Here is a 15544-nt window from a genome sequence, read left to right on the forward strand (position 1 = left end):
AATGAACGGCGATCCGTCGACTCCGTACAGCCGCGACCTCGGCGACGAACTGCGCCAGGTGCGGGAGCGCTACACGACGTTCCGCGGTCGGCGGATCGCCCGCATGCTCGGGTGGGATCCGGGCAAGGTCTCCAACATCGAGCACGGCAAGGTGCGGGCGACGGAGATCGACATCATCCAGTACCTGGGCCGGTGCGGACGTCCGCAGACGTTCATCGAGGACTTCCTGAGCCGGTACCGGTCAGCGTTCGACCACTACTTCGTGCAAGTGCCGACCAACCTGCGCACGGTGACGATGGCGGAGTCGAGTGCCGACAAGATCACGACGTACAACCTGACGGCCATTCCGGGCTTGGTGCAGACCGAGGAGTACGCGACGGCGTACTTCGAGATCGGTGGGGTGGTCAGTCCAGAGGACATCAAGACGTTTGTCCGTTTCCGGATGGAACGGCAGGCGATCCTCCAGCGGCCGAATCGCCCGCATTGCACCTTCTACGTTCACGAGAATGCGCTGCGGCTCAAAGTCGGCAGTGACGAGGTCATGGAGGACCAGCTCATGAGGCTGCTCTTCCACACGCACGTCATCCGGATCGTGCCCGCCTCGATTGGCGCAGCAGGGATCTTCGACGCTCCGTACGTGCTGTGGGAGTACGAGAAACGCAGCAGCGTCGCTTACACGGAGTCCGACCTCGCGATGGTGTTCGTGCAGGACCTGGCCGGAGTCAAGATGTGCAAGTCGATCTTCGCGCGGCTGGATGCGCTGGCCCTCAGTGAGGAACAATCGCGGTCGATGGTGGCGGATCTCGCCAGCCGATCGCGGGAGGACCTCAGTGGCCGGAAACTGCACCTGGCGTAAGAGCAGCTACAGCGGCAACACCGACGGGGGTCAGGAATGCGTCGAGGTGGCGTTTGCCCAGGCTGTGCGTGTGCGTGACTCCAAGAACGCCGCCGGCCCCGAGCTGAAGTTCAGCGTCGAGGCGTGGCAGGGGTTCATCGAAGCTCGGTAGGCAGCGGCAGGTCCAGCAACTCCAGGAACCGCGCCGTCTTGATCTCGACGAACACGTCGACGTCCTCGACGTCCACTCCCTCGTCCAACGAGAGATCGTCGGGGTTCTCGTCCTCGGCCAGGTAGCCGAGGATCTCCGCCTGCTTGGCGGGGGCGTCACCGGTGTTGTGCAGCGCCCACCACGCGGCCAGCCCTGCGGCCTCGCGCAGGACGTCCGTGGGGTCGGAGGCGTTGTCGTTCTCGAAGTAGGTGCGCGGCGTCAGGCCGAGGTAAGCGACACCGGTGCCGGGGCCGTGAGGCGCGTAGACGACCGAGGCGATGTCGCTGTCGTGGATGTCGATCCACAGGAACGGCTCGACGAGCGGCGGAAGCTCGCCCTCGGACAGCGTCTTCCATGAGCCGTGCTCGTAGGCGAAGGTGCCGAAGAATCCCACAGCGCACATGAAACAGGGGCCTCCCGCGACGCGCGCGGGAGGCCCCTGGCAAAGCGAGCTCAGTAGCGGTAGTGCTCCGGCTTGAACGGGCCCTCGACGTCGACGTCGATGTACTCGGCCTGCTCCTTGGTGAGCTTGGTCAGCTCGCCGCCGAGCGCCTCCAGGTGGATGCGGGCGACCTTCTCGTCCAGCACCTTGGGCAGGCGGAAGACCTCGTTGTCGTACTCCTCGTGCTTGGTGAACAGCTCGATCTGCGCGATCACCTGGTTGGAGAAGGAGTTCGACATGACGAACGACGGGTGGCCGGTCGCGTTGCCCAGGTTCATCAGGCGGCCCTCGGACAGCACGATGATCGTGCGGCCGTTCGGGAAGATCCACTCGTCGACCTGCGGCTTGATGTTGTTCTTGCGGATGCCGGGGTAACGCTGAAGGCCGGCCATGTCGAGCTCGTTGTCGAAGTGGCCGACGTTGCCCAGGATCGCCTGGTGCTTCATCTGCGCCATGTGCTCGACGGTGACGACGTCCTTGTTGCCGGTCGTCGTGATGACGATGTCGGCGATCGGCAGGACCGTCTCGAGCTTCGCGACCTGGTAGCCGTCCATGGCGGCCTGCAGAGCGCAGATCGGGTCGATCTCGGTGACGATCACGCGGGCGCCCTGGCCGCGCAGGGACTCGGCCGAGCCCTTGCCGACGTCGCCGTAGCCGCAGACGACCGCGACCTTGCCGCCGATCAGGACGTCGGTGCCGCGGTTGATGCCGTCGATCAGCGAGTGGCGGATGCCGTAGCGGTTGTCGAACTTCGACTTCGTCACGGCGTCGTTGACGTTGATGGCCGGGAAGAGCAGCTCACCGGCGGCGGCCAGCTGGTACAGGCGCATGACGCCCGTCGTGGTCTCCTCGGTGACGCCGCGGATGCCCTCGGCGATGTTCGTCCACTTCTTGCCGTCCTTGGCGAGCGACGCGCGGAGCGTGTCGAGGACGATCTTCCACTCCTCCGGGTCGTCGTCCTCGGCGTTCGGGACCACGCCCGCCGCCTCGTACTGGACGCCCTTGTGGACGAGCAGCGTCGCGTCGCCGCCGTCGTCCAGGATCATGTTCGGGCCCTTGCCGTCCGGCCACGTGAGCATCTGCTCGCACGTCCACCAGTACTCCGGCAGCGTCTCGCCCTTCCAGGCGAAGCAGGCGACGCCCTTGGGCTCCTCCTCCGTGCCGTACGGGCCGACGACGACGGCGGCGGCCGCGTGGTCCTGGGTCGAGAAGATGTTGCAGGAGGCCCAGCGGACCTCGGCGCCCAGGTCGACCAGCGTCTCGATGAGCACGGCGGTCTGGATGGTCATGTGCAGCGAGCCCGAGATGCGCGCACCCTTGAGCGGGTACACGCCGGAGTACTCGCGGCGGAACGCCATCAGGCCGGGCATCTCGTGCTCGGCCAGGCGGATCTCCTTGCGGCCGAACTCGTGGAGTGAGAGATCGGCGACGGCGAAGTCGATCCCGTTGCGGGTCTGCAAGCGGTCCGCAGTCATTGCGAAGTCCTCCAAGGCACTTCAGAGAGGGTGTCGTCCGACCATACCGCCCGCTGATGCACCACTATGACCCCCACGCTGGGTGAGGGAGGTCTCGGGTGTTGATTGCGGGCCCGGACACGCGTGTCGTCGAACTGCGGGTGCACGGCGTGCAGGGCACGACGCCGCAGACGCTGGTCGACGCCGTCGCGGCCGTGGACGTTGCGGGAGACGGGCTCGGGCGCATCGTGCGCCCCGCCGACAGACTCCGCAGGCCCGCGCCGGGCCCGGTGCTGCAGACGGAGGGACGCCCGGTGACCCGCGTGGTCGAGGGGTACCTGTGGGGTGGAATGACGTCCGGCGGTGTGGCCAAGGCCACATGGGCGCTGCTCTTCCCGTTCAGCATCGCCAACGTCGCGCACTGGATGCTGCCTCCCGTCCCGGAGCGGAACCTGGCCGCCCACCTGCTCGGCCTCGGTCTGCGGTCGTTGCTGCGGGTGTTCGCCCTGCTGCTGACGGCGCTGCTGGTCGCGCAGGTCTCCGTGGTCAGCCTGGACCTGCTCGCCGCACAGTGCCTCCAGCCGGGTGCTGACTGTTTGACCAGCATTCCCACCGACGTGCGCCTGTTCCCCTGGTTCCGCACCTTCCTCGGCCTGCTGCCGATCGTCGTGCTGATCGCGGTGATGCGCCGGATCTCGCACGTCGAGTGGCGGATCGAGCGGCGGGAGATCGCCGAGGCGGAGGACGAGGAACGCCAGCCCGCCTCGGGACTGCCCGGCGCGCACGTCGCGACCGACCCGGACACCCCGGCGTTGCGGTCGCTGCACGTCGTGACGGCTCTCGCGGTGGCGTCGCTGATCGCGCTCGGCGGGCCGTTGAAGCAGCTCACTGCCAGCGGGTCGATGGGTGTGGCGATCACGGTGGCGTGGGTCGTCGCGTTGGTGTTCATCGGACTGTCGGTGCTCGGTGTGCTGCTGCTCGACGACCCGACCGGTGGCGCTCCTCATCGCGGTGGCCGCTGGTTGCGGGCGGCGTTGGGCCGACGGCCTCGGCGGGCGCTGTTGGTGCTTTCGGCGCTTTTGGTTTTGACGACGCTGGGACTGCAGGAGCAGCTGCCGTTGCGGGTGCCGGGCGCGGACGTGACCGTGCAGTTCGTGGCGTTGCTGATGGCGTTCGTGCTCGTGCTGTTCGGGGTCTTGTTGGTGCCGGCTGCGCTTTTGGCTCGCAAGTCGTGGGCCTCGTCGCCGCGTGAGTTGCGACCGTGGGCCGGTGGCTGGTTCGCGGCGCCTGTCCTGGCGATTGCCGGTCTTTTGGGCGGCGGCTTCGGGGCCGGGGTCGCGCTGCCGGTGCGCAAGGCGCTGAGCTCCGACCTGGACCTGCCGGACGGGTACGCCTACATCACGCTGCTGTGGGGTGTGGCGGGTGCGTTGGCGCTGCTGACCACGTTCGCGGTGGCGTCGTTCACCGGCGCGGTGCGGTGGCGGGCGTTCCGCAAGGGCAAGGTGTGGGCGCGCGAGGCGTCGTTGCTGCACTCGGGCCGGATGCGTGACCTCCGCGCGGCGACGCGCGCGTGGTGGTGGGCGCGCTGGGAACGCAACCACGGGCACCACATGATCCTGAACATCGCTTCTGTGCTGGTGGTCGGCGCTGTGCTGGCTTCGTTGCTGCGGGTGCAGAACGTGGCACTGCCGTCCTGGACCGTGCCGTTCCAGGCGTTCGGCGTGGGCGTGCTCGGCTTGCTCGCCGTTTCGCTGCTGCGGGCCGTTTACCTGGCGGCGCGGCAGCCGGAGTCCGGGCGGCGGCTCGGGATCATCGCGGACATCGCGCAGTTCTGGCCGCGTGAGGCGCACCCGATCGTGCCGCCTTGCTATGCGTTGAAGGTCGTGCCGGAGCTGGTTTCTCGCGTGCAGGACCACTTGCGTGACCCCGGCACTCGCGTGGTCCTCTGTGGACATTCGCAGGGGTCGTTGCTGGTTGCTGTTGCTGCGGCGCGGTTGTTGGAGGATCTGCCGGCGCACGATCGTGAGCGGATCGGGCTGGTCACTGCCGGGTCGCAGCTGCAATGGGCCTATCCGCGGGCGTTTCCTGCTGTGGTGCCGCATGCGTCTCTTGCCCGGTTGGCCGGCGGGCTGGACGGGCGGTGGCGGGCGTTGTGTCGCGGCACGGATCCGTTGGGTGGCGCGGTGATGACTTGGCGACGGCAGGTTTTCGACGGGATGCTGCTCGGCGTCGGGTATCGGCCGGACGGGTCCGAGGGGGCGTTGGCGCCGGCGTTGCGGGGGCCCACCGGGGCGTTGGTGCTCGGGGGCGATCACTGGTTGCCGGATCCGCAGCGGGGGCCGTTTCCTGGGCGACGGTGGCGGTCCGGGGTGTCTGCTCACTCGGACTACACGTCGGATCCTGAGTGGGATCGGGCGGTGGCCATTGCGGCCGGGTTGCTGGAGGTTGACGCACCTGAGGCGCCGTCGTTGCCGTTTGCGCGGAAGCCGGAAACTCGGTCGCGGGACGCGCTGGGTGGTTCCTAATGTGCGCATCATGCTGACCGGAGATCTTGTCCGACTGCGGCCCCTAGAACCCGAGGACGCCGACGCGCTCTACCGCTGGCACAACGACGACGAGGTCATGCGCTGGCTGCAGGCCTACTTCCACGAGTCGTTGGCGGGCCTGCGCAAGCGCCTGGCCGACCGCGAAGAGAACTCGCACGACAAGGTCACCCTCATCATCGAGACGCTGGACGAGCGCAAGTCCATCGGCATCGTGGCGTTGCGGGAGGCGGACCCGATCAACGCGCGGGCCAAGGTCGACATCTACATCGGCGAGAAGGACCACTGGGGCGGCGGGTACGGCACCGACGCGTTGCGCAGGGTCTGTCGGTACGGGTTCGACACGCTGCGGTTGCACTCGATCGAGCTCACCGTGGTGGAGGCGAACGAGCGGGCCATCAAGTCCTACAAGAAGCTCGGGTTCCAGGTCGACGGGCGGCTGCGGCAGGCGTTCCACCGCGATGGCGAGTGGCACGACGAGCTGCTGATGTGCGTGCTGAAGGACGAGCTCACGTGAGGGCGGGCGCGAGGTGGCCGATCGCCTCGCGCAGGCAGTCCTCGATGGACGTTTCCGACACCACGACCAGGCCCGACGGGCGTTGATCCACCCAGCGCTGCACGGCGATCCGTGCGGCGGCAGACACCGCCGCGGCCAGCACCTCGGCGCCGAGCGGGTCCTTGCCGGTGCGTTCCGAGATCACGTCAACGATCGGCGGTTCCATGGAGGACGTGGAGTCGAGGTAGGCCTCGCGCAACGACGGTGTCGACGTGATCAGCGCGAGAGCCTCGGTCGGCGGCTCGCGGTACTGCTCGGCGAACGCGAAGATGATCGACTCGACCAAAGGCTCGTCGGCGGGGCGCGAGCGCAGCGCGGCAGACACATGGAGAGCGCGGGAGGCCGTGATACCCGCGACGATCGCCTGTTCGCGGCTCGCGAAGTAGTTGTTGTAGGTGCGCGGCGAGACGTTCGCCGCCTCGGCGATCTCGTCGACTCGCACGTTGTCGGCGCCCTTCTCCAGCGCCAGGCGGAGGGCGGCGGTCGAGAGGGCCGCTCGGGTCTCGGTCTTCTTGCGCTCACGCAGTCCCACGCCGCTCACTGTAGAGACCTGTTGCAACACGATCACTACCGATTGACTTTCGATAGATCACTACCGATACTCGATCGCATGATTGCTGAGCGTTGGGCGGTGACCGCCCTCCGGGTCTTCCTGGTGATCCTGTTCGGGATCCTCGTCGTGTTCGAGACGCTGTCCCTGCCGGGGAAGTTCCGGTACATGGCGGAGCAGAACCCGAACGATCCCCTGATCTGGCCCGGCGCGATCATCTCGATCTTCTGGGTGATCTGCGTGCAGGTGGTGATCGTCGCGACGTGGAAGCTGCTCACGCTGGTGCGCAAGGATCTGATCTTCACCGACGCCGCGATCAAGTGGGTCAACGTGATGGTCTGGGCCGTTGCGGCAGGATGGGTCGTGCTGGTGGGGGTGTTCCTCTGGGTCGGCTTCAACGCCGACGACCCCGGCGCGCCGATGTTGCTGTTCTTGTTGACGACGGGGGCCACCGTGTTCGGGCTCGTGCTGATCGTGATGCGGGCGCTGCTGCAGCGCGCCACGACGTTGCGTGCGGACATGGAAGCGGTGATCTGATGGCCATCGTCGTGCGCATCGACGTCGAATTGGCCAAGCGCAAGATGAGCGTCGGCGAGTTCGCGGAGAAGGTCGGGCTGACGCCGGCCAACGTCGCCGTGCTGAAGAACGGGCGGGCGAAGGCCGTGCGGTTCAGCACCCTCGAAGCCATGTGCCGGGTGCTGGAGTGCCAGCCCGGCGACCTGCTCGAGTTCGTCGACGACGAGGAAGCCTCCTAGGCCAGTCGTTTCGCCAGTCGGTCGGCGGCTTCGAGCCGCCCCGACTCGGCGAGCAGGCCCACCGGTGCCAGCACGTAGTCGCGGTCGACGGTGATCTCGGCGGTGCGCAGGACAGGGCGCAGCACCGGGTCACCGCGCAGCGCCTCCACGATCGGCGTGATGTCCGGTGTGTGCCGGAAGACGCCGCCGGAGAGCACCAGCAGGCCCGCGCCGTGCGGTCCGAGCTGGCCGTCGACCTGGCGGAGATGCCTGCGCACAGCCAAGATCGCCGCGAACGACGCCAGTTGCACGTCCACCGCCGGATCGTCTGGCAGCCAGCCGACGTTCTCCGCGCGCATCTGGGCTTCCGCGGACAGGTCCTCGGTCGTGAGGCGTTCGGCCAGCGCTTCGGCCACCACGCCCGGCGCGGACCAGCGCATGCCGAGGTCGCCCTCGACCGTGCGGCGGTCTGGTGGCAGCGCGACGGTCCGTTCCAGACCCTCGCTGTCCGCTGTGGACACCGCCGAGTAGACGTCCGTGGTCGCGCCGCCGACATCCACCACCAGCACGGCGCCCTCACGGTCTTGCGCCGCCAACCGCGAGACGCCCGCCAACACGGCGTCAGGTGTCACGGCGCGCACGAGCTGGCGGAAACGGGGACCGCGGGAGAGGCCTTTGCCGCCGATCACGTGCTGTAGGAAGGCCGCACGGATTGCCCGCCTGGCCGGTTCCGGGGCGAGCTGACCGACGTCCGGGAGCACGTTCGGGCAGGCCACGACCGTGCGCGAAGCCAGCAGCCGCAACGCTTCCGGCTGCGCCTCGACGTTGCCGGCCAGCACGATCGGCACGGCGACGCGGGCGAGCTTCGCGGCGTTGTGCAGCAGGACGGACTGGTCGCCGCCGTCCGTGCCGCCGACCAGCAGCACGAGGTCGGGAGCAGACGCCCGCAAAGCTCGCACATCCACCGGACCCGCACTGACGTGCACGATCTTCGCGCCCGCAGACAGTGCGACTCGGTAGCCGGCCTCCGCGCTCACGACGCGTTCCTGGCCGACGACCGCGAGCCGCAGCCCACCGCCGGCCGACGAGCACGCCAGGATCTCGCCGTCACCGACGTCGGCGCGCAACGCGTCGATGCCGCGCAGCACCTCGGGAGGCGTGGTCGGGTGCTGTCCGGTCCGGACCAGCTCGCCCTCAGGCGTGACGAGAGCGGCCTTGGTCCAGGTGGAACCGACGTCGAGACAGAGGATCACGAGGCAAGCTAACCACCATGAAGCTCACGCCCAAGGTGATCCTCGAAGGCACCCGCCTGACCGGCAAGACGGACCTCGCCTACGCGCTCAACGAACACCCCCGCCTCGTCGGTCACCGCAAGTACCGCTACCACTCGCCGTTGATCTCGGGCGAGTGGAGCGCGTTCAGCAACGAACCTTGGGGACGCAACTTGCTGACGTTTGCGCCGGAGGAGACCGAGCTGGCGTTGGAGATCTACGAGACATGGGTGCGGATGTTCGAACTGCAGCGCTTCTACTCGTGGATCGTCGACCGGTTCCACCTGTCCACGATGGCCTACCAGGCGCAGCAGGGGCGTGAGTTCGACTTCGGCTGGCTGGAGGAACGGCTGAAGCCGCTCAACTTCGCGATCGTGCTGTGCACTCGCCCGGAGGACACGTTCGAAGAAGCGCGCGCGGAACGGCTGAAGATCAGCGCGAACCCGAAGCAGTACGTCTCGCTGGAGCCGTTCATCGAGGAGCAGGCGCAACTGCGGGAGCTCGCCAAGAAGTCGATCCTGCCCGTGTTCGAGTTCGACGTGACGCGGCACGGGCCGGACGACGTGGCCGACTTCCTGGAGGAACGCGACCTGCTGACCCTCTAGCGGCTGAAGAAGTTGACGAGGTTGCCGTCGGGGTCCCGGAACAACATCGACCGGTTGCCCCACGGCATCGTGGTGGGCTCGGTGACGAAGTCCGTGACGAAGCCGGTCAGGTTCTGGTGCACGCGGTCCACGTCCTCGACGAGGAACTCGATGATCACGCTGTGGTTGTCCGCCGGGTGGGCAGAGCCAGGGGCGAACAGCCCGACCGTGCGGGTGCTTGCGATCGCGAGGGTTGCGCCCGCGGTCTTGAGCTCGGCGAAGTCCTCGGTGGCCCACGCCGCCCGCACCCCCGTTGCTCGCTCGTAGAAGCCGACGAGGCGCGCCACGTCGCCGGTGATGATGCGGATCGAGACGAAGTCCATGAAATCTCCTTGGCTGAGCGGGTTACCTGGCGCAGGCTAGGAGAAATACTGGACAGAATCGGTCCGGTATTGTGCGCGAACATGCCTCGTCCCACCGGCCGCGTGTTGACGCTCCTGGAGCTGCTGCAGTCAGGCGGCACCCGGACGGTGGCCGAGCTCGCCGACCGGCTCGGCGTCGACGGGCGCACCGTGCGCCGGTACGTGGACCAGCTGATCGACCTCGACGTGCCGGTGGAGTCGGTGCGCGGCCGCTACGGCGGGTATCGGCTCGGCCCCGGCTACCGCTTGCCTCCGCTCATGTTCAGCGACGACGAGGCGCTGGCCGTCCTGCTCGGCCTCGTCGCCGGCCGCCGGGCGGGGTTGACGACGACGGAGCACACGGCGAGCGAGACGGCCTCGGCGAAGATCCGGCGGGTGCTGCCCAAGCACGTCGCCCGGCGGCTCGACACACTCCTGGAAGCTCTCGCCTTCACGGATCAGCCCGGCGAGTTCGACACCCCGGACGCCGGGGTCCTGCTCACGATCGCCGACGCGGTGCGGCACCGGCGGCCGGTCTCGATCCGCTACACCGACCGGGACGGACAGCGCAGCGAGCGCACACTGCACGCGTACGGGATCGTCGCCCACTCGGGCCGTTGGTACGTCACGGGCCAAGACGCCCAGATCGGCGAGGGCCGGACCTTCCGGCTCGATCGCATCGCGGACGCGCGGACCCTGCCCGGCTCGTTCGAAGCCCCAGCGGGTCCCGATCCGGCACAGCGCGTGGTTTCAGGGTTCGCCAACGCCGAGTACCGGCACGAGGTGACCTTGCAGATCCAGGGGACGGTCGAGCAGATCCGCGCTCGCCTTCCGGCCAGTGTCGCGAGCCTGGAGCCCGCAGCCGACGAGGACGGCTGGCTGCGCGTCGAGCTGCGGGCAGAGCGGCTCGACTGGTTGCCTCCGGTGCTCGCCTCGCTCAACCTGCCGTTCGTCATCGAGCGCCCCGACGAGCTCCGCGACCTCGTCATCGCGTTCGCCGATCGCCTCCGGTCCCACGCCGCCCAGCTCTAGTCGTCCGCCTTCTCCGACACCACCTGCATGAACGAACCGAGCTGCGCGAGCTGCTCCGGTGTGAACAGGTCGATCAGGTAGGCGCGGACCGTCTCGACGTGACCGGGTGCGGTGGCCTGCAACAACTCCTGCCCCGCGTCGGTGAGGACCGCGAGGATGCCGCGCTCGTCGGACTCGTGCGGTTCGCGCCGCACGAGTCCGGCCTTCTCCAGCTTGCCGATCTGGTAGGTCAACGAGCTCTTCGAGACCACGACGCGGCGGGCGAGCTCGGTCATCCGCAACCGGCGACCGGGCTCTTCGGACAGCACGACCAGCACGTTGTACTGCGCGTGCGACAGGCCTGCGGCACGCTGCAGCTGCTGTTCGATCTGTCGCTCCAGGAGGTGGTACGCCTGGACGAAGTGGTGCCAGGCGTTGCCCTCCGCCTCGGAGAGCCACCGCGCGTTTCCCATGGTCAGCAGGTTAGTTGGTGTACAGCTGTTCCTCCGGCACGACCTGCTGGTTTTGGTTCGGCGAAGTCCACAGCAGCTTGAAGTGGGCCTCGCCGGTGTGCTCGGCGTAGTCGACCTTGATCGAGTACTTCTTCCCGGCCTGCAACGCGATCGCGCCCTTGTCGATGCGCACCTGGTGGGGCGTGGAGGCATCGATGATCAGCTTGCCGTCCACCCACACCTTCGCGATCTCGTCGGAGACCGCGAGGAACGTGTAGGTGTCGCTGAACCTCGGCTGCACGAAGCCGGTCCAGCGCGTGGAGAAGTTGTCGCCGCCGTCGAAGCGCCACGCGAAGCTGAGCGACGGGTCCGTGCGGGTGGTGGGCGTGCCGGTCCAGTTGTTCGTCGGGAAGTACTGGGCTTTGAGGCCGTTCCCCGTGCCCTTCGGCGCCGGCTGCTCACCGCGGACGGTCAGCTCGATCACGGTGGCGACGTCGTTCGTCTTGGCACCACTGGGTTTCACGTCGTAGCCGTCGCCTGCCTTCGTGACGGCGACGGTCTGCGGGCTGCCCAGTACGCGTGCTGCCGTGACGTCGAACTGTTCGAGAACCTTGAGGTGCAAGGAGTTCGACCAGTCGTAGACGGAGAGGTGGAGCTTGTCGCCCTTGCGCGACACGGCTCCCCAGGCCGGGTCGGCGACCCACTGGGCGGCGTTGGCGCCGTAGACCGCGTCACCGTGCTGCTTGAGCCAGGAACCCATGGCGCGCAAGCGATCCGACTCAGCGGCGGGGATGCGGCCGAGCTTGTCCGGACCGACGTTGAGCAGGTAGTTGCCGCTGCGGCTCGCGATGTCGACGAGGTTGCGGGTGAGCGTGGTGGCGCTCTTGAAGTTCTTGTCCCACTTGGCGTATCCCCACTTGCTCGGGATGGTCATGCAGGACTCCCAGAGCTGGCCGTCGATCGGCGCGGACGGGAAGGTCTGCTCCGGCGTGCCGAAGTCGCCGTCGACGACGCGGCGTTCCTTGACGCCCGGTGCGCGCTTGGAGATCCGGTTGTTGATGAGCAGGTCCGGGTCCTTGGCCTTGAGGAACTTCTCGAGCTCCGCGCCGTCCTGCTTGGTCCACGGGTTCGGCGGGTTGTTCGTGTCCCAGTCGCCGTCGAACCACAGCAGCGCCGGGTCGTAGTTGTCCATCAGCTCGACCAGCTGGGCGCGCATGCGGGCCTTGTACCGCGCGAAGTTCTGCGTGCTCCGCGCATCGGGGTCGTGCCAGTCCCACGTGGAGTAGTAGAGGCCGAACTTGATGCCCTGCTTGTCGGCTTCGGCCTTCAGTTCGGCCAGGACGTCGCGCTTCTTGTCGAACGCCGAGTGGTCGCGCAGGCTCCACTTGTTGACCTTCGTGGGCCACATCGCGTAGCCGTCGTGGTGCTTCGACGTGATGACGATGTACTTCTGCCCCGCCGCCTTCGCCGTGTCCACGACGGCCTTCGCCGAGAACTGGGCGGGGTTGAACGACTTGACCAGCTTCTCGTACTCAGCGGTCGGGATCTTGCACTTGTTCATGATCCACTCGGCGTCCTGACACGTGGAGCCGTCGGACCTCTTGTACTCGCCTTCGAGCTGCGAATAGCCGCCGAAGTGGATGAACATGCCGAAGCGGGCGTCCCGGAACCACTCCGCCCGCTCTGCCGTGAACGGGTCGTCGGTGGCGTGATCAGGGCCGGGACCAGCCAGGGGCAGCACCGCCAGCAGCGCTGCGACCAGCGCGTTGAGCATCGGTCTCCTCCTCCAAGCTCATGGCGGCACCATGAGCTTGGAGGAAGAAAGATCCGATGTCTAGAGGCCTGGCTCCTCGCCGTGCTTGATCACCGGCTCCGGCTTCACCGGCGCGTGGCCGGTCTTGCCGAGCACCGAGTTGCGGCGGCTGTAGACGAAGTAGACGACGACGCCGAGCGCCATCCACGCGAGGAACCGGACCCAGGTGAGCGCGGTCAGGTTCAGCATCAGCCACAGGCAGGCGAGGATCGCGAGGATCGGCACCAGCGGCACGAGCGGCACCTTGAACCCGCGCTCCAGCTCCGGCCGCGTCTTGCGCAGCACCAGCACGCCCGCCGAGACGAGGATGAACGCGAACAGCGTGCCGACGTTCACCATCTCTTCGAGCTTGCCTGCCGGGAAGAAGCCGGCCGCGACCGCGACCAGCACACCGATGATGATCGTGATGCGGGTCGGCGTGCCGTGGCTGCCCGTCTTCGCAAGGCCGCGCGGCAGCAGTCCGTCACGGGACATCGCGAACAGCACGCGGCTCTGGCCGAGCATCAGCACCATGACGACGGTGGTGAGACCGGCGAGAGCGCCGACCGAGATCACCGTGGCGGCCCAGTCGACCCCGTTGTCCGCGAACGCACTGGCTAGCGTCGCGCGCGTGCCGTCCGGCTGCGTCGCGAGCTTCGTGTACGGCACCATGCCGGTGATCACCAGCGTGACGGCGACGTACAGCACGGTGACGATCGCCAGCGAGCCGAGGATGCCGCGCGGCACGGCCTTCTGCGGGTTCTTGGTCTCCTCGGCCGTGGTCGCCACGACGTCGAAACCGATGAACGCGAAGAACACGATGCTCGCCGCGGCCAGCATGCCGAGCACGCCGTACGTGCTGCCCGAGTAGCCGGTGATCAACGAGAACAGCGACTGCTCGATGCCTGTGTGCGCGGCGGGCCCGCTCTCGGCGGCCGGCGGGATGAACGGGGTGTAGTTCTCGGCCTTGATGTAGCTGATGCCGAGCACGATCACGAGCAGCACCACCGCGACCTTGATGGCCGTGATCACCGCGCTGACCCGCGAGCTCAGCTTCGTGCCGACGACCAGCAGGACGGTGAGCACCGCGACCAGCAGCACCGCGCCCCAGTCGAACTTGATGCCGTCGCCCACCTCGGTCTTCACGTCGATGCCCAGCAGGCCGAGCGTGGTCTGCAGGTAGGCCGACCAGCCCTTGGCCACCGCGGCCGAACCGACGGCGAACTCCAGCACCAGGTCCCAGCCGATGATCCACGCGGCGAACTCGCCGAACGTCGCGTAGGAGAACGTGTACGCGCTACCCGCCACCGGCACCGTCGAGGCGAACTCGGCGTAGCACAACGCGGCCAGCGCACACGCGATCGCCGCGAGCACGAAGCTCAGCGAGACCGACGGACCCGCGATGTTGCCGGCGGTGCTCGCGGTGAGCGTGAAGATGCCGGCGCCGATGACGACCGCGACGCCGAAGACCGTGAGGTCCCAGGCGGTCAGGTCCTTGCGGAGCTTGGTGCCCGGCTCGTCCGTGTCAGCGATCGACTGCTCGATCGATTTCGTGCGCCACAACCCGTTCCCCGGCACGGTGCATACCTCCTTGATTGACCCGTTCGGCCCACCCTAGAGGTATCCAGCATGTGGAATCCCCACAGCCGATGTTCGACGTTTGTCCGAACTTCCGCCGAAAACGATGAAGGGAACCTTCATCCACGTCAGGTGGATGAAGGTTCCCTTCATCAGTCTCAGATCAGGACCTGGCGACGGTGGTGCGGTCGAGGTCCGGCTCCAGGTAGATGAGGCGCGCGTGCGGCACCTTGTTCCGCACCCGCTGCTCGGCGTCGTTGATCGCCTGGGCGACGTCGTCGAGCGACAGCTGCGGCTCCAGCGCGATCTTCGCCGCGACGAGCAGCTCCTCCGGCCCGATGTACTGCGTCTTGATGTGGATGACGCGCTGCACCTTGCCGGCGGCCAGTTCGTCGCAGATCACGTCGAGGTCGGTGTCCGAAGCGCCTTCACCGATCAGCAGCGACTTCATCTCGATGATCAGGATGACCGCGATGATGCCGAGCAGCACACCGATGCAGATGGTGCCGAGCGCGTCGAAGGCCGGGTTGCCGGTGATCATGGTGAGGCCGACGCCGAACAGTGCCAGCACCAGGCCGACGAGCGCGCCGAGGTCCTCCAGCAGCACGACCGGGAGCTCCGGCGTGCGGGAGTTGCGGATGAAGCCCCACCACGACGAGTCGCCCTTGATCTTCTTGGACTCGTTGATCGCGGTGATGAAGCTGTAGGTCTCCAGGCCGATCGCGACGACGAGGATGCCGACGGCGACCAGCGGGCTGGTAAGGCCCTCGGGGTGCTGCAGCTTGTGGATGCCCTCGTACAGCGCGAAGACCGAGCCGAGGCTGAAGAGCAGCAGGGCCACCACGAACGACCAGAAGTAGCGGTCGCGGCCGTAGCCGAACGGGTGGAGCCTGGTGGCCTTGCGCTGGGCCGTCTTCTGGCCGAGCAGCAGCAGGCCCTGGTTCGACGTGTCGGCCACCGAGTGCACCGACTCGGCCAGCATCGACGACGAGCCGGTGATCAAGAATCCGACGAACTTGGCCGTCGCGATGCCGGCGTTAGCCACCAACGCCGCGACGATGGCCTTGGTTCCGCCCCCTGCTGACACGCCTGTCTCCTCGCAACCAGTCCTGGCCGAAACCAGTCCGCTT

17 protein-coding genes are annotated in these 15544 nt (G+C 67.6%); 8 read left to right on the forward strand and 9 right to left on the reverse strand.

From position 1 onward, the window contains the following. Position 1 precedes the first annotated feature (1 nt). Both DI276_RS50285 and DI276_RS29365 read left to right on the forward strand, forming a co-directional pair. Entirely contained in the window at positions 2-856 is an 855-nt protein-coding gene (locus DI276_RS50285; protein ID WP_157985021.1) for a helix-turn-helix domain-containing protein, read from the forward strand. Further along, the gene (locus tag DI276_RS29365) at positions 756-1007 is read left to right on the forward strand and encodes a DUF397 domain-containing protein (RefSeq protein WP_112269181.1); all 252 of its coding nucleotides are present in this window, start codon (positions 756-758) and stop codon (positions 1005-1007) included. Before DI276_RS50285 ends, DI276_RS29365 begins: the two co-directional genes overlap by 101 nt. On the opposite strand, the gene DI276_RS29370 is transcribed toward DI276_RS29365, so the two are convergent. Both DI276_RS29370 and ahcY read right to left on the reverse strand, forming a co-directional pair. Beyond that, positions 991-1449: a hypothetical protein gene (locus tag DI276_RS29370; protein WP_157985022.1), complete on the reverse strand. Its 459-nt coding sequence runs from the start codon at positions 1447-1449 to the stop codon at positions 991-993. The genes DI276_RS29365 and DI276_RS29370 overlap by 17 nt on opposite strands. A 50-nt stretch (positions 1450-1499) precedes the next feature. After that, positions 1500-2963, reverse strand: a complete 1464-nt coding sequence (gene ahcY / locus DI276_RS29375) for an adenosylhomocysteinase (protein ID WP_112269185.1) — start codon at positions 2961-2963, stop codon at positions 1500-1502. Positions 2964-3061: 98 nt separating this feature from the next. Here ahcY and DI276_RS29380 point away from each other — a divergent pair, with 98 nt between their 5' ends. Both DI276_RS29380 and DI276_RS29385 read left to right on the forward strand, forming a co-directional pair. Beyond that, positions 3062-5467, forward strand: a complete 2406-nt coding sequence (locus DI276_RS29380; protein ID WP_112269187.1) for a hypothetical protein — start codon at positions 3062-3064, stop codon at positions 5465-5467. A gap of 10 nt (positions 5468-5477) precedes the next feature. Beyond that, the gene (locus DI276_RS29385) at positions 5478-6002 is read left to right on the forward strand and encodes a GNAT family N-acetyltransferase (protein ID WP_112269333.1); all 525 of its coding nucleotides are present in this window, start codon (positions 5478-5480) and stop codon (positions 6000-6002) included. Here DI276_RS29385 and DI276_RS29390 read toward each other — a convergent pair. Beyond that, positions 5995-6573, reverse strand: coding sequence for a TetR/AcrR family transcriptional regulator (locus DI276_RS29390; RefSeq protein ID WP_232836993.1), 579 nt, complete (start codon positions 6571-6573; stop codon positions 5995-5997). The two genes, DI276_RS29385 and DI276_RS29390, sit on opposite strands and share 8 nt — an antisense overlap. Before the next feature lie 78 nt (positions 6574-6651). Here DI276_RS29390 and DI276_RS29395 point away from each other — a divergent pair, with 78 nt between their 5' ends. Both DI276_RS29395 and DI276_RS29400 read left to right on the forward strand, forming a co-directional pair. Next, positions 6652-7128: a DUF2975 domain-containing protein gene (locus DI276_RS29395; protein ID WP_112269189.1), complete on the forward strand. Its 477-nt coding sequence runs from the start codon at positions 6652-6654 to the stop codon at positions 7126-7128. Continuing rightward, positions 7128-7346 (forward strand): helix-turn-helix domain-containing protein, encoded by a 219-nt coding sequence (locus DI276_RS29400; protein WP_090094945.1) that lies wholly within the window; start codon positions 7128-7130, stop codon positions 7344-7346. The genes DI276_RS29395 and DI276_RS29400 overlap by 1 nt, the downstream gene beginning before the upstream one ends. Here DI276_RS29400 and DI276_RS29405 read toward each other — a convergent pair. Then, positions 7343-8578 (reverse strand): glutamate mutase L, encoded by a 1236-nt coding sequence (locus DI276_RS29405; RefSeq protein ID WP_112269191.1) that lies wholly within the window; start codon positions 8576-8578, stop codon positions 7343-7345. The genes DI276_RS29400 and DI276_RS29405 overlap by 4 nt on opposite strands. A 17-nt stretch (positions 8579-8595) precedes the next feature. Between DI276_RS29405 and DI276_RS29410 the strand changes: the two genes are divergently transcribed. After that, positions 8596-9201: a hypothetical protein gene (locus tag DI276_RS29410; protein WP_112269193.1), complete on the forward strand. Its 606-nt coding sequence runs from the start codon at positions 8596-8598 to the stop codon at positions 9199-9201. Here the strand turns inward: DI276_RS29410 and DI276_RS29415 are convergent. Further along, on the reverse strand, positions 9198-9563 hold the full coding sequence (locus DI276_RS29415; RefSeq protein WP_112269195.1) for a VOC family protein: 366 nt from the start codon (positions 9561-9563) through the stop codon (positions 9198-9200). The two genes, DI276_RS29410 and DI276_RS29415, sit on opposite strands and share 4 nt — an antisense overlap. Before the next feature lie 81 nt (positions 9564-9644). Between DI276_RS29415 and DI276_RS29420 the strand changes: the two genes are divergently transcribed. Further along, on the forward strand, positions 9645-10613 hold the full coding sequence (locus DI276_RS29420; protein WP_112269197.1) for a helix-turn-helix transcriptional regulator: 969 nt from the start codon (positions 9645-9647) through the stop codon (positions 10611-10613). Here DI276_RS29420 and DI276_RS29425 read toward each other — a convergent pair. From DI276_RS29425 to DI276_RS29440, 4 genes are all read right to left on the reverse strand, one after another. After that, positions 10610-11065 carry a MarR family winged helix-turn-helix transcriptional regulator gene (locus tag DI276_RS29425; protein ID WP_112269199.1) on the reverse strand — a complete coding sequence of 152 codons (456 nt, stop codon included), beginning with the start codon at positions 11063-11065 and terminating at the stop codon, positions 10610-10612. The genes DI276_RS29420 and DI276_RS29425 overlap by 4 nt on opposite strands. Positions 11066-11075: 10 nt before the next feature. Beyond that, a complete protein-coding gene (locus tag DI276_RS29430; RefSeq protein WP_112269201.1) occupies positions 11076-12818 on the reverse strand; it encodes an alpha-L-fucosidase in 1743 nt (580 codons plus the stop codon). A 60-nt stretch (positions 12819-12878) separates the two neighbouring features. Continuing rightward, positions 12879-14414 (reverse strand): amino acid permease, encoded by a 1536-nt coding sequence (locus DI276_RS29435; RefSeq protein ID WP_112269203.1) that lies wholly within the window; start codon positions 14412-14414, stop codon positions 12879-12881. 163 nt (positions 14415-14577) lie between these two features. After that, the gene (locus DI276_RS29440; RefSeq protein WP_112269205.1) at positions 14578-15501 is read right to left on the reverse strand and encodes a cation diffusion facilitator family transporter; all 924 of its coding nucleotides are present in this window, start codon (positions 15499-15501) and stop codon (positions 14578-14580) included. Between the last annotated feature and the right edge of the window lie 43 nt (positions 15502-15544).

Origin of the sequence: Lentzea terrae (assembly GCF_003265345.1) — a bacterium.
GTDB lineage: Bacteria > Actinomycetota > Actinomycetes > Mycobacteriales > Pseudonocardiaceae > Lentzea > Lentzea terrae.

Coding starts and splice junctions, on each gene's coding strand:
- DI276_RS29415 (WP_112269195.1), bottom strand. CDS start 9,563: ATGGACTTCGTCTCGATCCGCATCATCACCGGCGACGTGGCGCGCCTC.
- DI276_RS29420 (WP_112269197.1), top strand. CDS start 9,645: ATGCCTCGTCCCACCGGCCGCGTGTTGACGCTCCTGGAGCTGCTGCAG.
- DI276_RS29365 (WP_112269181.1), top strand. CDS start 756: ATGCGCTGGCCCTCAGTGAGGAACAATCGCGGTCGATGGTGGCGGATC.
- DI276_RS29385 (WP_112269333.1), top strand. CDS start 5,478: ATGCTGACCGGAGATCTTGTCCGACTGCGGCCCCTAGAACCCGAGGAC.
- DI276_RS29410 (WP_112269193.1), top strand. CDS start 8,596: ATGAAGCTCACGCCCAAGGTGATCCTCGAAGGCACCCGCCTGACCGGC.
- DI276_RS29425 (WP_112269199.1), bottom strand. CDS start 11,065: ATGGGAAACGCGCGGTGGCTCTCCGAGGCGGAGGGCAACGCCTGGCAC.
- DI276_RS29395 (WP_112269189.1), top strand. CDS start 6,652: ATGATTGCTGAGCGTTGGGCGGTGACCGCCCTCCGGGTCTTCCTGGTG.
- DI276_RS29370 (WP_157985022.1), bottom strand. CDS start 1,449: ATGTGCGCTGTGGGATTCTTCGGCACCTTCGCCTACGAGCACGGCTCA.
- DI276_RS50285 (WP_157985021.1), top strand. CDS start 2: ATGAACGGCGATCCGTCGACTCCGTACAGCCGCGACCTCGGCGACGAA.
- ahcY (WP_112269185.1), bottom strand. CDS start 2,963: ATGACTGCGGACCGCTTGCAGACCCGCAACGGGATCGACTTCGCCGTC.
- DI276_RS29430 (WP_112269201.1), bottom strand. CDS start 12,818: ATGCTCAACGCGCTGGTCGCAGCGCTGCTGGCGGTGCTGCCCCTGGCT.
- DI276_RS29400 (WP_090094945.1), top strand. CDS start 7,128: ATGGCCATCGTCGTGCGCATCGACGTCGAATTGGCCAAGCGCAAGATG.